This window comes from Rhizobium sp. TRM95796, from assembly GCF_025779995.1.
Classification (GTDB): domain Bacteria; phylum Pseudomonadota; class Alphaproteobacteria; order Rhizobiales; family Rhizobiaceae; genus Rhizobium_E.
Genome location: NZ_JAOXHE010000009.1, coordinates 206,734 through 223,621, shown reverse-complemented (window position 1 = coordinate 223,621; position 16,888 = coordinate 206,734). Strand labels below are relative to the sequence as shown.

18 protein-coding genes and 1 riboswitch are annotated in these 16,888 nt (G+C 63.4%); of the genes, 14 read left to right on the top strand and 4 right to left on the bottom strand.

Annotation, left to right across the window (positions count from 1 at the left end; all coding sequences use genetic code 11):
* The first annotated feature begins 9 nt into the window (after positions 1-9).
* The 7 genes from OCK01_RS19410 to OCK01_RS19380 all read left to right on the top strand — a co-directional run bounded on the left by OCK01_RS19410 (position 10) and on the right by OCK01_RS19380 (position 5,421).
* Positions 10-786, top strand: a complete 777-nt coding sequence (locus tag OCK01_RS19410; RefSeq protein ID WP_263825354.1) for an SDR family NAD(P)-dependent oxidoreductase — start codon at positions 10-12, stop codon at positions 784-786.
* Positions 787-797: 11 nt separating this feature from the next.
* The gene (locus tag OCK01_RS19405; protein ID WP_412179038.1) at positions 798-1,352 is read left to right on the top strand and encodes a 2,4'-dihydroxyacetophenone dioxygenase family protein; all 555 of its coding nucleotides are present in this window, start codon (positions 798-800) and stop codon (positions 1,350-1,352) included.
* Positions 1,349-2,473, top strand: coding sequence for a glycerol dehydrogenase (locus OCK01_RS19400; RefSeq protein ID WP_263825353.1), 1,125 nt, complete (start codon positions 1,349-1,351; stop codon positions 2,471-2,473). The genes OCK01_RS19405 and OCK01_RS19400 overlap by 4 nt, the downstream gene beginning before the upstream one ends.
* A gap of 143 nt (positions 2,474-2,616) precedes the next feature.
* Positions 2,617-2,832, top strand: a riboswitch (cobalamin riboswitch).
* Positions 2,833-2,882: 50 nt separating this feature from the next.
* On the top strand, positions 2,883-3,551 hold the full coding sequence (locus tag OCK01_RS19395; protein WP_182829596.1) for an energy-coupling factor ABC transporter permease: 669 nt from the start codon (positions 2,883-2,885) through the stop codon (positions 3,549-3,551).
* A 2-nt stretch (positions 3,552-3,553) separates the two neighbouring features.
* Positions 3,554-3,844: an energy-coupling factor ABC transporter substrate-binding protein gene (locus OCK01_RS19390; RefSeq protein ID WP_182829597.1), complete on the top strand. Its 291-nt coding sequence runs from the start codon at positions 3,554-3,556 to the stop codon at positions 3,842-3,844.
* A 3-nt stretch (positions 3,845-3,847) separates the two neighbouring features.
* Positions 3,848-4,594 carry a cobalt ECF transporter T component CbiQ gene (gene cbiQ / locus OCK01_RS19385; protein WP_263825352.1) on the top strand — a complete coding sequence of 249 codons (747 nt, stop codon included), beginning with the start codon at positions 3,848-3,850 and terminating at the stop codon, positions 4,592-4,594.
* Positions 4,591-5,421: an energy-coupling factor ABC transporter ATP-binding protein gene (locus tag OCK01_RS19380; protein ID WP_263825351.1), complete on the top strand. Its 831-nt coding sequence runs from the start codon at positions 4,591-4,593 to the stop codon at positions 5,419-5,421. Before cbiQ ends, OCK01_RS19380 begins: the two co-directional genes overlap by 4 nt.
* A 154-nt stretch (positions 5,422-5,575) precedes the next feature.
* Here the strand turns inward: OCK01_RS19380 and OCK01_RS19375 are convergent, their stop codons facing one another.
* The gene (locus tag OCK01_RS19375) at positions 5,576-6,841 is read right to left on the bottom strand and encodes a D-tagatose-bisphosphate aldolase, class II, non-catalytic subunit (RefSeq protein WP_263825350.1); all 1,266 of its coding nucleotides are present in this window, start codon (positions 6,839-6,841) and stop codon (positions 5,576-5,578) included.
* Positions 6,842-6,988: 147 nt separating this feature from the next.
* Here OCK01_RS19375 and OCK01_RS19370 point away from each other — a divergent pair, with 147 nt between their 5' ends.
* From OCK01_RS19370 to OCK01_RS19340, 7 genes are all read left to right on the top strand, one after another.
* Complete coding sequence (locus tag OCK01_RS19370) at positions 6,989-7,774, top strand: DeoR/GlpR family DNA-binding transcription regulator (protein WP_263825349.1); 786 nt, start codon at positions 6,989-6,991, stop codon at positions 7,772-7,774.
* Positions 7,771-8,706, top strand: a complete 936-nt coding sequence (locus tag OCK01_RS19365; RefSeq protein ID WP_263825348.1) for an N-acetylglucosamine kinase — start codon at positions 7,771-7,773, stop codon at positions 8,704-8,706. Before OCK01_RS19370 ends, OCK01_RS19365 begins: the two co-directional genes overlap by 4 nt.
* A gap of 22 nt (positions 8,707-8,728) precedes the next feature.
* Positions 8,729-9,979 carry an extracellular solute-binding protein gene (locus OCK01_RS19360; protein ID WP_263825347.1) on the top strand — a complete coding sequence of 417 codons (1,251 nt, stop codon included), beginning with the start codon at positions 8,729-8,731 and terminating at the stop codon, positions 9,977-9,979.
* Positions 9,979-10,881: a carbohydrate ABC transporter permease gene (locus OCK01_RS19355; protein WP_263825346.1), complete on the top strand. Its 903-nt coding sequence runs from the start codon at positions 9,979-9,981 to the stop codon at positions 10,879-10,881. The genes OCK01_RS19360 and OCK01_RS19355 overlap by 1 nt, the downstream gene beginning before the upstream one ends.
* On the top strand, positions 10,881-11,732 hold the full coding sequence (locus OCK01_RS19350) for a carbohydrate ABC transporter permease (protein ID WP_263825345.1): 852 nt from the start codon (positions 10,881-10,883) through the stop codon (positions 11,730-11,732). Before OCK01_RS19355 ends, OCK01_RS19350 begins: the two co-directional genes overlap by 1 nt.
* Positions 11,733-11,743: 11 nt before the next feature.
* Positions 11,744-12,688 (top strand): SIS domain-containing protein, encoded by a 945-nt coding sequence (locus tag OCK01_RS19345; protein WP_263825344.1) that lies wholly within the window; start codon positions 11,744-11,746, stop codon positions 12,686-12,688.
* A gap of 121 nt (positions 12,689-12,809) precedes the next feature.
* Positions 12,810-13,865 carry an ABC transporter ATP-binding protein gene (locus tag OCK01_RS19340; RefSeq protein ID WP_263825343.1) on the top strand — a complete coding sequence of 352 codons (1,056 nt, stop codon included), beginning with the start codon at positions 12,810-12,812 and terminating at the stop codon, positions 13,863-13,865.
* A 34-nt stretch (positions 13,866-13,899) separates the two neighbouring features.
* Here OCK01_RS19340 and OCK01_RS19335 read toward each other — a convergent pair whose 3' ends face one another.
* The 3 genes from OCK01_RS19335 to OCK01_RS19325 form a co-directional block, all read right to left on the bottom strand.
* Positions 13,900-14,700, bottom strand: coding sequence for an ABC transporter permease (locus OCK01_RS19335; RefSeq protein ID WP_263825342.1), 801 nt, complete (start codon positions 14,698-14,700; stop codon positions 13,900-13,902).
* The gene (locus OCK01_RS19330) at positions 14,697-15,641 is read right to left on the bottom strand and encodes an ABC transporter permease (protein ID WP_263825341.1); all 945 of its coding nucleotides are present in this window, start codon (positions 15,639-15,641) and stop codon (positions 14,697-14,699) included. Before OCK01_RS19330 ends, OCK01_RS19335 begins: the two co-directional genes overlap by 4 nt.
* A gap of 115 nt (positions 15,642-15,756) precedes the next feature.
* Entirely contained in the window at positions 15,757-16,872 is a 1,116-nt protein-coding gene (locus tag OCK01_RS19325; RefSeq protein WP_263825340.1) for an ABC transporter substrate-binding protein, read from the bottom strand.
* Between the last annotated feature and the right edge of the window lie 16 nt (positions 16,873-16,888).

Below are 16,888 nucleotides of genomic sequence, written 5' to 3'. Positions count from 1 at the left end.
GAGGCGGTCATGCAACTCGAAAACCGGATCGCTCTGGTCACCGGCGCCGCGAGCGGCCTCGGCCTCGCCACCGCCGCCGCGTTTGCGCGCGAGGGCGCGACCGTCGTCATCAACGACCTGCGCCTTGAGGCCGCCGAAGCGGCCGCCTCGGCGCTGGGCGAGAAGCATTTCGCCGTGAGCGGCGACGTCTCCAGCGAAGAGGCGGTCAAGGCGATGGTGGAGACGGTGCTCGCCCGCTTCGGACGCATCGATATTCTCGTCAACAATGCAGGCATGCCCGACAGTTTCACGCCCACGGTGGATCAGACGCTCAGTCACTGGCAGCGTCTGATAGACGTGCATCTGACCGGCACCTACCTCGTCTCCAAGACCGTGGCGCCGTCGATGATCGCGCGACGCTCCGGCGTGATCCTCAATCTCAATTCCATCGCCGGGCTGATGGGCCTTCCGGTCCGCACCGCCTATTCCGCCGCCAAGGCCGGCATCGGCATGTTGACCCAGGTGCTGGGTTGCGAATGGGGTCCTCACAATGTTCGCGTCAACGCGGTGGCGCCCGGCTACATGATGACGCCGCTCACCGAAAAGCTCATCGCCGAAGGCAAGATCGACGAGAAGCGCATTCGTCGCCGTACGCCGATGGGCAAGATGGGCACGGCCGAAGACATCGCCGAGGCCATGGTGTTCCTGGCCTCCGACAAGGCCAAGTTCATCACCGCGATCACGCTGCCGGTCGACGGCGGCTATTGTTCCTGGGGGGCTCCATCCGACGCCTTCCCGCTCGATTGAGGAGCGACGCCATGACCGCGAACCTCGACACGCCCCGCCCTGAAGCCCGCATGGATGCGAGCAAGATCGCCTATCGCCAGCCGCAACCCTTCGGAATGATGTCGGACATATTCCTGGGCGACGGCCTCGACCTCGACGCTGACGAGCGCCTCTGGATCCCGCAGGCCGAGGGCGTCTCGTTCCGGCCGCTCGTGCTGTCTGTGAGCCAGGGCTATTACGTCAATTTGCTCCGGGTTCGAAAAGCGGGCGTGCTGTCGCGGCATCGTCACAGCGGCCCGGTTCACGCCTTCACGCTGCGGGGGCGCTGGCGCTATCTCGAACATGACTGGGAGGCGACGCCGATGAGCTACGCCTTCGAGCCGCCGGGCGAAACGCATACGCTGGTCGTGCCGGAGGATGTCGGCGAGATGATCACGCTGTTTCATGTCACCGGCGGTTATGTCTATGTCGACCCCGACGGCGTGGCGCTCGGCTATGAAGACGTGTTCACCAAACTCGCCGCCGCCCGCCGGCATTATGGCCAGAACGGGCTCGGAGTCGATCGGCTGATGGAGTTGGTCAAGTGAGCCTCAGGATCTTCGGCGGACCGCATCGTTATCTTCAGGGTCCGGGCGCGCTGGACGAGCTCGGCCGCCTTGCCAGGCCGTTCGGGACCAATCCGGCGATCATCGCCGACGCCTTCGTGCTCGATCTTCTCAAGGATCGACTCGAGACGCTTCTGGCGGCGGAAGGGCTGACGCCGATCGTCCTGCCGTTTTCCGGCGAGATCACCTATCCCGCCATCGACGCGCTGGAAGCGGCGCTGTCAGGTCAACGTCCTTCACTTGCGATCGGCATCGGCGGCGGAAAATCGCTCGACGCCGCCAAGGGACTGGCGCGCAAGCTCGGCCTTGACGTGATCACCGTGCCGACCATCGCCTCCAACGACAGCCCGACCAGCAGCGCCATCGCCATGTATGACGATCATCACGTGATGATCTCGGTCGATCGTCTCGCCCGTTCTCCGGAAGCCGTGATCGTCGATACGACCCTCATCGCGCGGGCGCCGCGGCACTTCCTGCTGGCCGGAATCGGCGACGCCGTCGCCAAGAAATTCGAGGCTGAAGGCTGCCTGAACGGCTCGGGCGTCACACCCTTCGGCACGAGACCGCTCGTCTCGGCCGCGGTTATCGCCGACGCCTGCTATCAGACGCTGCGCCGCTCTGCGCAGACCGCGATGGTGGATCTCGACGCGGGCAGAATGACCCAAGCCCTCGAAGACACGATCGAGGCGACGATCCTGATGAGCGGCCTCGGCTTCGAAAACGGGGGGCTGTCGCTGGCCCACAGCCTCACCCGCGGCCTGGTGAAAGCCAGGGGCGCCAAGGACGCGATCCACGGCCAGCATGTCGCCTGGGGCGCGCTGGTGCAACTCGCGGCCGAAGGCCGCCGGGGCGAACTCCAATCGCTCGTCGCATTCAACGGTTCGATCGGTCTCGCCACCTCGCTCGGCGATCTCGGCATGAGCGAGCCGACCAAGGCGGAGATCGAGGACCTCGCTCGCTGGACCATGACGGCTCCTCATCTCGGCAATATGCCCAATCCGGTGAGTGTCGAGACGATCATGCTGGCCATCGAACACGTCGAAGAGCTTGCGCACCATATGGACCGGCGGGGCCCGTCGCGTGATCGAGCCGTCGCCGGCTAGACGCGCCGTTGCCCCGACGCAGTTCACTCGTGTTACCGCCCGCTTTCGGGAAGCGGTGTGGAATGTCGCGCGTTTCCAGACGGCTCGCGCAGGCCCGCATTCATTCTGCTGACGTTTAGATATTGTGTTTTCGACGAGTCGAGCATAGTGATTTCCGGGATGGTTCCGCCTGACTTGAAGAAGGGTGGATCAAAAGGGAACACGGTGAGGACTACCCATCAGGGGCCGAGACCGTGGCTGCCCCCGCAACTGTGAGCGGTGAGCGACATCCATTATGCCATTGGCTGCTTGTCGGCTGATAAGGCGGATCGAGCCATGACCCGCGAGCCAGGATACCTGCCATCGCTGGGCCACGACATTCCGTGGCGACTTTATCAAGCTGCGCGGTGGGCGTGGTTGAGGGCGTGTTATGCATATTATGGAAGGATATTTGCCGGCCGCGCATGCGGTTGGCTGGGGCGTGGTGTCCGCGCCATTCGTGATCTATGGGGCGAGGCGCATTGTAAAGCTCGTCCGGGAAAAGCCCGAGATCAAACTGTTGATGGCGGCTTCGGGCGCTTATGTGTTCATCCTGTCGGCTTTGAAAATCCCGTCTGTGACGGGCAGTTGCTCCCATCCGACAGGCACCGGGCTTGCGGCGTCGCTGTTCGGGCCAACGGTGACGACGGTTCTTGGGACGATCGTCCTGTTGTTCCAGGCGCTTCTTCTCGCCCATGGCGGCCTGACCACGCTGGGCGCCAACATATTCTCCATGGCCATTGTCGGTCCCTTCGTCGCCTATGGCATCTTCAAAGGGGTGTCCGGAGCAGGATTCAGCGGCGCGATCGCGATTTTTCTGGCCGCGACGCTCGGCGATCTCGCCACCTATGTGACGACGTCGCTGCAGCTTGCGCTGGCGTTTCCCGATCCGGTCTCCGGCATGGCGGGCGCCGCGGCGAAGTTTCTCGGCATTTTCGCGCTGACCCAGGTGCCGCTCGCCATCAGCGAGGGTCTGCTGACCGTGATCGTGTACAATCTCCTGCAGCGCTACAGCCGCGGCGAGATGAATGCACTCAATATCCTGAACGCGAAGGCCTGATCATGCTGAAACGTAATCTCTGGCTCCTGCTGGCCGTCATCGTCCTGGCAATTCTGCCGCTCGTCATCCATCACGGCGGAGACGCCGAATTCGGCGGCTCCGATGGCGAGGCCGAAGCGGTCATCACGCAAATCCGACCCGATTATCAGCCATGGGCTACGCCGCTTTGGGAACCGCCGAGCGGCGAAATCGAAAGCCTGTTGTTTGCCTTGCAGGCTGCGATCGGCGCCGGGTTGATCGGGTTCTATTTCGGACGCCGCACATCGCCGGCCAAGCGTTCCGATTCGCACTGAGTCATGCGCGCGATCGATCGCTGTGCGCAGACCAATCGCTGGCGGCGTCACGCCGCTGGCGAGAAGCTCTTTCTCTCATTGGGCGTCATGGCTCTTTCGCTCTTGTCGGCGGGATGGTCCACACAGGCCGCCGTGCTCCTGGCGATGCTGGCGCTGACGCATTTCGGCGCCGGTATAGCTTGGCGCGACATAGCCGCCGCGGCGCGGATCCCGCTGCTCTTCATCGCAACCGGCGGCGTGGCGCAGCTTTTTTCCGTGACGGTGGTCGGATACGTCCCTCACATCGCGCTGGTTTCCGACGAGGGAATTGGCCAAGCCTGTTTCGTCGCTCTCAGAAGCAGCGCCTGTGTTTGCTGTTTGCTGTTTCTCGCGCTCACCACGCCGCTTCCGAGCATTCTTCAACTCTTGCAGCGGAAGGGCTTGAACGCGGAAATATCCGATATCGCCATGGTGATGTTCCGGATCATCTGGGTCTTGCTGGATTGTCTGAACGCCGGTCGGCAATCGCTCGATGCTCGACTGGGTTACACAGGAAAACGGCGCATGCTGAAATCGAACGGGCTGTTGCTCGCGTCTCTGCTGCCGCGCGTCTTCGCGCGCGCTCGGCGCATGGAGACGGGCTTGGCCGCCAGGGGCTATACGGGCCGGCTGGATTTTATCTCCGTGGAGAAACCCGCGTCGCGCATCAGACTGCTGGTGATCGGCATGATTCTTCTGGTTTTCTACGCCTTGTCACGGTGGATAGGATGATACTCGAAGCTCGGAAAATCGGGTTCAGGTACGAGGATGGCACGCGCGCGCTGGATGACGTCTCGCTCCGCATCGTGCGGCGGCAGAAGCTCGTCATCCTGGGAGCCAACGGCGCTGGAAAATCGAGTCTCATGTCGCTCCTCAATGGCTCGTTCAAACCCTCCGCAGGCGAGGTCCTGTTGAATGGCGAGCCCGTCGCCTATGACCGCAAAGGCCTGACGCTGCTCAGATCACAGGTCGGGCTGGTCCTGCAGGATCCCGATGATCAATTGTTCGCCGCCACGGTCTTCGAGGACGTCTCCTTCGGGCCCCTTAATCTCGGCCTGTCGGTCGACGAGGCCCGGCTCCGGGTCTCAAATGCTCTGGACGCGATGGAAATTTCGGACCTGTCGCATCGTCCGACGCACATGTTGAGTTTTGGCCAGCGGAAGCGAGTGGCGATCGCGGGGATTCTCGCCATGTCGCCGTCGGTTCTGCTTCTCGACGAACCCACCGCCGGGCTCGATCCGAGGGGGGTGGAAGATCTGACGAGAACGCTCGATATGTTGGCGGCAAAGGGTATCGCCGTCGTTCTCGCCACGCATGACATGGATGTCGCCTACGCCCTTGCCGACCGTGTCGCGGTCTTCGCCGCGGGCAGGGTGCTGATGGAGGGCGCGCCCGACGCCGTGTTCGGCCAGGCCGATTTCTGCGAGCGCAGTGGTTTGCGGCTGCCCAACATATTCCAGGTCGCCAGCGGTTTGAAAGACCTGGGGCTGCTGCCGAGCGATGGCGACTTGCCCCGCTCCGTGGATGAATTGCTCAGGCTCGTGTCTGCTCCGCGCTGATTGCAGAGTCGTCGTTCATTCGGAACGATCGATCTCGACCTGCGGGCGTTACCATTCGCATCGGCCCCGCGATGGCGGCTTAGGCTTTGGGGTTCGCGCATGTCGGGACCGAAACCGCCGGGCGGACTCGCGCATGCGTCCGCCGTCGCATCGATCAGTTCTGGCCGCAAGCAGCCGCGTAGATCCGCAACATGCGCGTGACGGCGGCGCGCGCCAGCGATCGGGCCGTGGGCGCGGTGAGGCCCGTCCGCACCTCCGGCCATGCCGCCGCGAGGTGCTGGCTGATCAGCGTTTCCGGCAAAGCCTTGTCTCCGAGCCTCTTCATCAGCGCGTTGACAGCGGCTTTCGCTTCCGGCAAGGCCCAGTAGTAACGGATGCGGTCGGAATAGCTGAAATGGCGATGCAATGCCTGCTCCTCAGCGGTCCCGGGATAGTATTTCGCCCAATGGCCGGGCTGGCGGAGCATCAGCGCTTCCATGGCCGGCTTGAGCGATAGTGCGCCGCCGTCCAGTTCCGCCGCGATGGCGTCGAGACCATAAAGCGCCTCGCGCAACGCGAAAGTGAGGCCCGGCCCGACCTTGAGGATGCAAAAGCCGTCGACGACCAGCGCTCGAAGATCGGCTCCTGTCTGATAATCGGTGGAGTGGGCTTCGAAAACGAGACCCGGGAGATCCGCCAGGCGCCGCGACAGCGCCTGGGCGGCTTCGGGAACATAGGACACGACGTTCTGATTGCCGAATTCGACGCCGGGCTGGACGACAAGGCCGATGACGCGTTCGAAGGCCTCGTCCAGGCCGGCGCCCGCAAAGGCCCGGCGATGAATGTCGACGGTCGCCTCGGCGGCGTCCGGCGACGTCACGTCGAGATGCTCGACCTCTTCGAGCGCGCCGCCCGGAACGGGCACTTCCGTGCCGATGACATAGACCGGTTTGCCGGTAGAATGTTTTTCGGCGACGGCGGCGAGGCGGGCGGCGCGAGCGGCGGTGTGTTCGTCGTCCAGCGCCGGCGGCTCGCCGGCGCAGCCCATCGAGCAATCGAGATGGATCTTTTCAAAGCCCGCCGCCGCATAAGCCGCCACCATCGCCTCGGCCTTTTCCATCGCCGCCTCGGGGCTCAGATGCTTCCAGGGATTTGGTCCGAGATGATCTCCGCCGAGAATCAGTCTGTCGAGATCAAAGCCGGTTTCGCCGGCGATACATTCGACGAAGCGGCGAAAATCGCCGGGGGTCATGCCGGTGTAGCCGCCATCCTGATTGACCTGGTTGCACGTGGCTTCAATGAGCACGGACTGGCCCGTGTCCCGGCCCAGCCTCAGCGCAGCGCCGATCACCTCGGGATGCGCGGAGCACACCGACGTGATGCCGACAGCCCGTCCCTCGCGGTGAAGACGGGGCAGAGACGTAAGGGCGGTCGTGGACATCGGCAGGCTCCATCGCTCGGTGGCATCAGGCTAGAAATGCGATGAACGATCAATAACGCTCAAAAATGTGATTGACAATGATTCATTTTCAAGAAATCTTGTGACGAGATTGAACGCCCAGCCTCCCATACAGGGGTAGTGAACCGCATGAAGCCAGACCGCGCCCAAGCCATCCGCCAATTCCTGTTTTCCAACGGCTCTTCCTCGATCGCCGCCATTGCGCAGGCTGTCGGCGCGTCCCTGCCGACGCTGCGCCGCGATCTGGCGGAACTCGAAGAAGCGGGTGTAGTGGTGCGCACGCATGGCGGCGCGCGGTTGGCGGATCAGTTCGAGGTCGAAGTGGCGTTCGAACAGCGTGAGGCGCAGGCTCTGCTCGCCAAGCGCGCCATCGGCGACCTCGCCTATGACATGCTGCAGCCGGGAACCTCGATTTTCCTGGATTCCGGCACGACGGTGCTGCAACTGGCCCGCCGCATCCGCGTCAATCCGCTGCCGCTCAATGTCTTCACCAATTGTTTGCCGGCGGCGCAGATGCTCATCGACGTGGTCGGCGTCAAGGTCACGCTTCTCGGCGGCCAGTTGCGCAAGGAAAACTCGTCGGTCGTGGGTCCTCTGGCGGAGGAGATGCTGGAGCGCCTTTGGTTCGGTCAGTTGTTTCTCGGCGCCGGCGCAATCGCCGAGGACGGGGCGATGAGCTCGGTGGACGAAAACGAGGCGCGGCTGAATTCCGTGATGATCGCACGGTCGGAGCAGCGCATTCTCCTATCCGATTCCAGCAAGTTCGGCCAGCGGCTGACTTATCGTGTCGCCCCGATGACCGATCTGCAGACGGTGGTGACCGATACCGGTCTGTCACCCGAGTGGTTCGACCGCCTGGGCGCCTTCGGTCTCGACGTGCGTCAGGCGGACCTGCCGCAGGCGGTTGCGGCATGACCTTGATTTTCGGGCTCGATTCCGGCGGCAGCAAGACGATCGCCGCGGTGGCGACGGCGGATGGCGCGGTTATCGACGTCTGGCGCGGACCTGGCCTCGATCCGATGGCCGGCGAGGGCTGGACAGCCGTGCTGGCGACGGCGGTCGACGCTCTTTGCGGAAATCGCAGTTTCGCCTCGAGCGTGCTCGGTCTCTCCTGTCATGGCGAGATCGACGCGGTTTCTGCCCATCAGCGGGCCGTGGTCGCAGCGCATTTTCCCGGCCCTCATCTCGTGCTCAACGATGTCGAGGTCGCCTGCGACGCCGCCTTTGCCGGGCGTGACGGCGTGCTCTTGCTGGCCGGCACCGGCAGCATGGCCTGGGCGAAGGTTGCCGGCCGGAGTGTGCGCTTCGGCGGCTGGGGCGAGGCTTTCGGCGATGAAGGCTCGGCCTTCTGGATCGGTCGTGAAGCCCTGTCGCTGGCGAGCCGTGTCCTGGACGGGCGGCTCGACGATCCCTCGGGCGAGGGGCGGCGCTTCGCCGATGGCGTTTTGGCCGCCTGCGGCGTGTCCGCGGACGACCTGATCGAATGGGCTTTCAATCGGGGCAATCGTCGAGCGGATTATGCGGCTCTCGCGCAAACGGTGTCGGCGATGGGCGAACAAGGCAACGACGTCGCCGCGGCGTTGCTCGACGCCTCAGCGGACAGGCTGGCCGAACATGTGTTCGCCGCCCGACGCGCTCTGGGAGCGCCCGATCTCGACTGGTCCTATGCCGGCGGCGTCTTTCGGTCCGCCGGGCTTCTCGCCGCGACCGCCAACCGGGCCGGAGAACCCGTCAGGCCCAGACTACCCCCCATTGGCGGCGCGCTCTGGCGTGCTGCCGAACATGCCGGACTGCCCATCACGAACAGCTTTCTGGAGACGCTTGCCGCATCGCTTGAAGACCACTAACCACAACAGGAGATAAATGAACATGAAACGTCGTACGCTGTTGTCTGCCGCCGCTGCACTGGGATTGGGCGCGGCCTTTCTTCCTCTTTCCGCCTTCGCCGCAGAACCTTTGTCGGTCCTGCTGCCGCCATGGGTCACGCTCCCCAAGGAGATGACCGACAAATACACCGCCAAGACCCAAGGCGCGCTCGACGTGCAGACGCTGGGCTGGGACGAGATCCGCACCAAGATCGTCACCTCGATGATGGCCAATACCGCGCCCGCATCGGCCACCGAAATGGATTGGTCCTGGGTCGGTCAGTTCGGCAGCGCCAACTGGTACGACGATCTCTCGGGCATCCTCAGCGAGGATCTGAAGAAGGATCTGCCGACCACCTCGATCTTCACCGTCGACGGCAAGCTGATCGGCGTTCCCTACAACAACGATTTCCGCGTGCTGATCTACAACAAGGCGCATCTCGCCAAGGCCGGCGTCACCGATGCGCCGAAGACGCCGGACGAGCTTCTCGCCGCCGCCAAGGCGGTCAAGGAAAAGGCCGGCGTGCAATATCCGATCGGCCTGCCGCTTTCGGCCACCGAAGGGGCGGCAACCGCCTGGTACCTGCTGACGAAGGCGTTCGGCGGCGATCTGTTCGACAAGGACATGAATCCGCTGTTCACCGACAAGGACAGCGGCGGCTACAAAGCCATGGCCTTCGAGGTGCAGGCGCTCAAGGACGGCCTGATCGATCCGGCCTCGACCTCGCTCAAGGATGTCGAAATCCAGGAACTGTTCAAATCCGGCAAGGTCACCTTCGACGTGGCCGGTTGGGCCGGCAATCTGGCGGTCTATTCCGACGCGTCCAAGTCGCAGGTCGCGGCCGACGCCGCCGCCGCGCTGGTGCCGAATGTCGACGGCAAATCCCGCACCATCGGGCTGCCGGGCGCCTTGGGCGTCCCGGTGTCGGCCAAGGACAAGGAGGCTGCGCACGCCTTCATCAACTGGATGCTCGATCCGGAAACGATGGAGGACAACTACCTCAAGCTCGGCAATCTTCCCACTCGCATCTCGGTGCTGGAAAAGCTCAACAAGGACGGTAAGCTTCAGCAGGGCGATACGCTGATCGCCCAGGCGGCGCTCGTCGAGCCGCTGTTCGCCCAGGGCACGCCCGGCTGGTATCCCGAGTTTTCCGCAGCCGTGGCGACAAATCTGAACGCCGCCGCCAAGGGTCAGCTCTCGGTCGACGACGCGCTGAAGGCGATCGCCGACGCCGCCAAGGAGGCGCAGCAGTAATGACGACAAGCTTCTTCAAGAAGCGCGTCTTCCTGGATAGGGAGGCGCGGCTCGGCCTCGGCCTCTCTCTTCCCATCATCCTGATCATGGGCGGGCTGGTGATCCTGCCCCTGATCGTTACGATCATCGACAGCTTCTATCGGGTCGAACCGATGAAGCCCGGCACGCCCTTTGTCGGCCTGCGCAATTACATCAATCTGATGTTCGATGAAAACGTGCTGGCGAGCTGGAACAACACGTTTCTCTATGTCGTCATGGCCGTCACCATCGAAACCCTGGGTGGGCTGGGCGCCGCGCTCGTGCTACACAAGGCGCGCATCGGCCGCCGCTGGCTGCTGGCCGCCGTGATCCTGCCCTGGTGCCTGCCGCCGGTGGTCAACGCGATCATCTGGCTGTGGATCTATAATCCGAGCTACGGCCTGTTGAATGGCGTTCTGAAAAGCTTGGGCGTCATTTCGGAGAACCAGGTCTGGTTCAATGATCGGCTGACCGGCTTGTTTCTGGTCGCGGTTGTGCATGCCTGGCGCATGCTGCCGCTCACCGCCATCATCCTTCTCGCTGCGCTGCAATCCATTCCGGCCAATCTTTACGAAGCGGCCCGCCTGGACGGAGCTTCGCCCTGGAAGCAGTTCAAGCTCATCACGCTGCCGTTGATCTCGAGCGGTCTTGCGATTGCGCTCAGCCAATCCACGGTGTTCGCCTTCAATCTGTTCGACGAGGCCTGGATCCTCAACGGCAGCTCGATCGGCACGCGCAGCCTGATGGTGCAGGTTTATATGTCCGCTTTCCAGAACATGAAGTTTTCGCTCGGCATGGCGCTGTCGATCCTCGCAATGATCGCCTCGCTGATGGTCTCCGCCGTCTATGTCCTTCGCGTTTATAAAGAAACGAGGTTCGACTGATGCGCCGCCTCGGTTTCTATGTCGCCGTCGCCCTGCTGCTGGTCTGGTCGCTCGGGCCGGTCTATTGGGCGCTCGCCACCTCGCTGACCCCGCCCAATGCGCTGATCAGCGATCACCTGCGGCTCTGGCCGGAGAACGCGACGCTTCAGCATTACGCCAAGCTGTTCGGCGCCACGTCCGTCAGCCAGGGCAATGAGGTGCAGTCGGTCTGGCCGCAGTTCTCGCGCGCCTTCATCAACAGTCTCGTCACCTCGCTGGCGGCGACGCTCGCGACCGTCGCGATCGCCGCATTCGGCGCATGGGCCTTCGTGCGGCTCAAATTTCCGGGGCGGGATTTCGTCTTTGTCATCATCGTCGCAACGCTGGGCGTGCCGGCTTATACCGTGATGATCCCGCTCTATCGCATCATGATCGGCGCGGGCCTCGTCGACACCTATCTCGGCGTGACGCTGATCTATGTCTCCGCCTTTCTGCCCCTGGCGCTCTGGCTGATGCGCAGCGTCTACCAGTCCATGCCGTTGTCGCTCGAAGAGGCCGCCTGGCTCGACGGCGCTTCGAAACTCTATACGCTGGTGCGCATCGTGCTGCCGCTGGCCGGTCCCGGCCTCGTCGCCACCGCCATTCTGACCTTTCTCTCCGCCTGGGGCCAGTTCATGGTGCCCCTGGTCTTCTCGCCGACGCTCAGCACCAAGCCGCTGACCGTCCTCATTCCGGAATTCGTCACCCGCAACTATGTCGATTACGGCCTGATGAACGCCGCCGGCGTCATCGCCATCGTTCCCCCCGTCTTGCTGGTGATTTTCCTCAACCGTTTCCTCGTGCAGGGCCTGATGGCCGGCGCAAGCAAGTAAAGGACGCCCTCATGAACCTCACCGAAAAAGTCATCCGCGAACAGTTTCCATTCTGGGAAATGGCGCTTGCGCAGCCGCTGCCTTCAGTGCCTGGCAAGACCGTGGTGATCACCGGCTGCGGCACTTCCTATTATCTCGCCCAGACGATCGCTGCCGCCTTCAACCACAATGGCCGCAACGCCATCGCCGTGCCGGGCGCCGAATGGGCGCGGCGAATGGGCGACTATCTCGCCGATCGCGGCGATGTCTGCGTGATCGGTCTGTCACGCTCCGGCACGACGACGGAAACCGTCCAGGCCATCGAGGCGTCGCGGAATGCGGGTCTCGCGACCATCGCCATATCCTGCGAACCGGACAGCACGATCCTCAAGGCCGCCGACACGCCGATCTTTCTGCCGACCCATCAGGAAGAAGGCATCGTCATGACCGTGTCCGCGTCCCTGATGCTGCTGGCCGGCCTGCGAATGGCGGGGGCGTCGCTGGGCGCGATCGCGGAAGCCGAGGCGGCGCTTGCGGCGGCGGACGCCTGCGTTCCTCTGATCCGCGGACGCAGCCATTACGTCTATCTCGGCGCCGGCCCGCTCTATGGCATGGCGACGGAGGGCTGCCTGAAATTGCAGGAAATGTCGATCACCTTCAGCCAGGCCTTTCATCCGCTCGAATATCGCCACGGCCCGATCAGCCTGATCGACGAAAACTCCGTCGTCGTCATCCTCTATTCGGTCGATACGCTGGAGGAGGAAGCGCGCGTCGCCGAAGACGTTCGCGCCAAAGGCGCGAAGGTGATAGGCTTGGGCGGTCCGGGCGATCTGGAAATTCCGCTGTCGCAGACCGGTCTCGGTCGGGCGCTGGAAGTGCTGCCCGCGCTGCAGATCATCGGTGAACGCGTGGCCAACCAGAAGAATGTCGACACGGCGGCCCCGCGCCATCTGAGCAAGGTCGTCGTTCTCGGCTGATCCGGCCCCACTCATCTCGCTGTCGGTCGGCTCTGCGGTTCGCCACACTGCCGACCGGTGCGACGGCTTTATTTTCCCGGCGCTTTCGAGCGGCCGGCTGCACTTCTTCGAAGAGGACGTCATGGCGCAACTCTCCATCAACACCGTGGAAAAGGCCTATGCGAAGGTCAAGGTCATGCACGGCGTGAGCTTCGACGTGGCCGATGGCGAATTCGTCGCGCTGGTCGGACCCTCGGGCTGCGGAAAATCGACGCTGCTGCGCATGGTGGCGGGTCTGGAGACCATCACCGGCGGCACGATTTCCATCGGCGGCAAGGTCGTCAATGACGTCGAGCCGAAGGACCGTGATCTGGCCATGGTTTTCCAGAACTATGCGCTCTACCCGCATATGACGGTGCGAGACAATATGGGCTTCTCCATGAAGCTTCGAAACGCCCCCAAGGCGGATATCGATGCGCGCGTGGCGGAAGCAGCGGCCATTCTCGGCCTGTCCGACTATCTCGACCGCTTGCCTAAAGAACTGTCCGGCGGCCAGCGGCAACGGGTCGCCATGGGCCGGGCGATCGTGCGTCAGCCCGCTCTGTTTCTGTTCGACGAGCCGCTGTCGAACCTCGACGCGGCCCTGCGCGTACAGATGCGGGCGGAGATCCGCGCGCTGCATGACCGCCTCGGCTCCACCTCGATCTTCGTGACCCATGATCAGGTCGAGGCCATGACCATGGCCGATCGCATCGTTGTGCTGAGGGCAGGGCGGCTGGAACAGGCGGGCGCGCCGCTGGAACTCTATGATCGGCCCGCTAACTCTTTCGTCGCGGGCTTCATCGGTTCGCCGGCCATGAATCTCCTGGCCGGAACCGCCGCCGAGGGCAAGGTGCGGATCGTCGGCCAGATCGACATCGACGCCCGAACGACGGCATCCGGCCCGGTGCTGTGGGGCATCAGGCCGGAGCATCTCGACCTCGTCGCGCAGGGAACGCCCGGCGCGCTGAGCGTGTCCGTCACCGCCGTTGAAAACACCGGCCACGCGACTTTCGTGATGGGAGACATGGCGGGCGTTCAGATGACTGCGCTGTTCACCGATCGACCTTCGATCCAGCGTGGAGAGACCATTCATCTCATGCCACGCGTCGGAAAGGACCATCTGTTCGACGCGGCCACCGGCAGACGGCTTGACTGAGGAAGGCTCGACGCCCTGCAGACTTACTCTCGGTTCACTTCGACTTGAGGAAGATGTCGAGCCCGACAAGGCGGTCGAGCAATGCGATCGCTGCGCCCGCGCAGGCGATGAACACCACGGAGATGGCGGCCAGATCCGGGGTGATGATCGAGCGGATCGAATTGTAGATCTGCACCGGCAGCGTCACGCTTCGCGCATCGACGAGGAGCAGGCTGACCAAGAACTCGTTGAGCGCCAGGATGAACATCAGCAACGAGCCTGTGATCACGCCCGGAAGCACAGCGGGAAGCGTGATGTAGAAGAAGGTTTGAAGCGGCGGGGCGCCGCAATTGGCCGCCGCCAGATCCAGATCCGGCGACAGATTGCTGGCGCTCGCCGTGACCGCCCAGATCATGAAAGGCAGGTTGATCACAGCGCAGGCAATGCCGACGGGCCAGACTTGGCCCAACACGCCCATTTGTCCGAACGCGAGCATCATGCCGATGCCCGACCCGATCAACGGAATTGTAAAGGGCAACAGCAGATAGACCTGAAGGGAGCGGGCGAAGCGCACCCGATATTTGGCGAGCGCGATCCCCGCCAATGTGCCCACCGGAATGGAAACCGCGGTGCAGATGGCTGCGACGATCAACGAACGAACGAATGCCTGGCGTAGGTCGCCGGCTTGGAGGATCTTGGCGTACCATTGCAGCGAGAAGCCGTCGGGCGGAAAGGTGATGATGTTGCCGGCGGTGAACGAGGCTCCGAGGACGACGATGGTCGGCGCCGAAAGCATGATGAGCGCCGTCGCCACGAAAGCCCAGATCACGATCGATTTGCTGCGGGCGCCGGTCATTTGCGGTCGCCGCCCATGGACAGAGTTCCGGCGCCGAACAGCATGAAGACGACCCCGACCAGGATCGAGCCGACCGCGACGAGCAGTAGCGAAAGCGTCGCGCCCAGCCCCTGGTCGGACGTGCGGAAGAACTGGTCGTAAATCGCGTTGGCGATGAAATCCTGTGTGCCGCCGCCGAGGATCGCCGGAATGGCGAAATCCGTCAGCGACAGGGTCAGGACGACGAGACCGGCTCCGACGAGGCCTGGTTTGGCCAAAGGCAGCAGAACGTGGAGGAAACTTCGTCCCCAACTCGCGCCCAGCGAAGTCGCCGCCGCCTCGAGTTCCGCCGGGATGGCGGTCAAGGCCGGAGCCAGCATCAGCACAGCGAAAGGCAGCATATATTGGACGAGGCCGAAGAGAACGGCCGGATAATTGTAGAGAAGGCGCATCGGCTCGACGCCCACCAGGCCGAGCGCTTCGTTGACCATGCCCTGATTTCCCAAAATGATCAGCCAGCCATAGGCGCGCACCACCTGGCCGATGAAGAACGGCAGAAACAGCGCCACCAGCAGAAATTTGCGCAGCGCCGAAGACGGCGTCCGCACCATCAGATAAGCGTAGGGAAAGGCGAAGATCAGCGTGATCACGGTGACGATCAGCGCCCCCACCAAGCTGCGACCGGCCACCGTGATGAAAAATTTCTCGGTGATCGCGCGCTGATAATTGGCGAGCGTATAGGTTTCGGACATCAGGAACGTATTGGTGTCGAGCGTCCTGAGGCTCGCATCGCCGATCTGGATGAGGCCGAGCACGAGAAGGCCCACCAGCACGACGGCCGGCAGCAACATCAGATAGGGCAGCGCCCTCCGGAAGCTGGTCGGCCACAGGACGGCTGCGAGCCGTTCGAAGACATCCATGACGCGCCACGTCAGAGGATAGGCGACACGGGAAGCGCGCATGAGTCCGGTCCTTTTGCCGTTCACGAGGCGGAGAGAAGGCGTCGCGATGACGAAGATGGATTGCAGGGCGAAGCGGAAGGCCCGCCGCCGACGAGGGCGGCGGGCGCCACAGGGATCAACCCTGCATGATTTCCTTGAACTTGGCGAACCACTGGCTCTCGTTTTCGACCTGGACCTTCGACGAGATGCGGATCAGATGTTTGAACTGCTCCTCGGTCGTCGGATAGGACGGGTCGTTTGCGAGATCGGCCGGAGGCTTCACGCCCGGAATGACGCCGGGCAGACCGAGTCCGTCGAGCCAGATCTGCTGGGCTTCCTGGGTCAGCGCATGGTTGATGTATTGCTTCGCCCAATAGAGCTCGTTCTCCGGAAGTCCCTTGGGGATCCAGAGACCGTCGGTATCGAACTTCGCCCCTTCCTCGGGCACCACCCAGGCGATCTCGATGCCGTTCTTCTTGGCTTCGCGGGCGTTGGTCGAAATCGTGCAGGCGGCGTCGATCTCACCCTTCTGGAACCATGTGGTGAAGTCGGGATCTTCACCCAAGAGCGGCTGCTGTTCCTTGATCTTCGAAATAAAGTCCCAGGCCGGCTGCATGTTGCCCGGGATGTCCTCGAGCTTGCCGCCGCCGGCGACCTGGGCCGGGAAGTGGAAGCCGATGCCGTCGTTGTACAGCGCGATGCGGCCCTTCAGCTTGGGATCGAGCAGATCCTTCCACGACTTCGGCGCGCCGTTCGGGAAGGCGGAGGGGCGATAGGCCAAGACATAGACATAGCCATAGGTGTTGACGATCGGGTAGCCGTCGAGGCCGACAGGCTTGGCGAGGTCCGTCGCGTTCTTCAGGTTCGGCAGATCCGAGAGATCCTCCGTCACGCCCCGCAGCGCCGACTTGGTGGCGTTGGTGGTGGTGTCCCAATTGATGTGGATCGGCGGAACGCGCTTCTGAGCGACGGCCGCCCAGACTTTCGGCTGAATTTCGTTGTCTTCGGTCAGGTCGTGGCGAACCGCAATTCCGGTCGCCTTGGTGAAGCTGTCGGATACGCCGGCCTTGAGCGCATCCACCCAGCTTCCGCCCCAGGCGCGCACGATGATTTCGGCGGGCTTTTCCGGTTCCTGGGCGAAGGCGCGGCCAACGCCGAGGGTCGACAGACCGGCGGACGCGCCGGCCGCCGCCATGGACGCCAGCATGGTGCGGCGACGGAGCGGGGCATTCATAGATTTTTCATGCGACATGTAACACTCTCCTCTG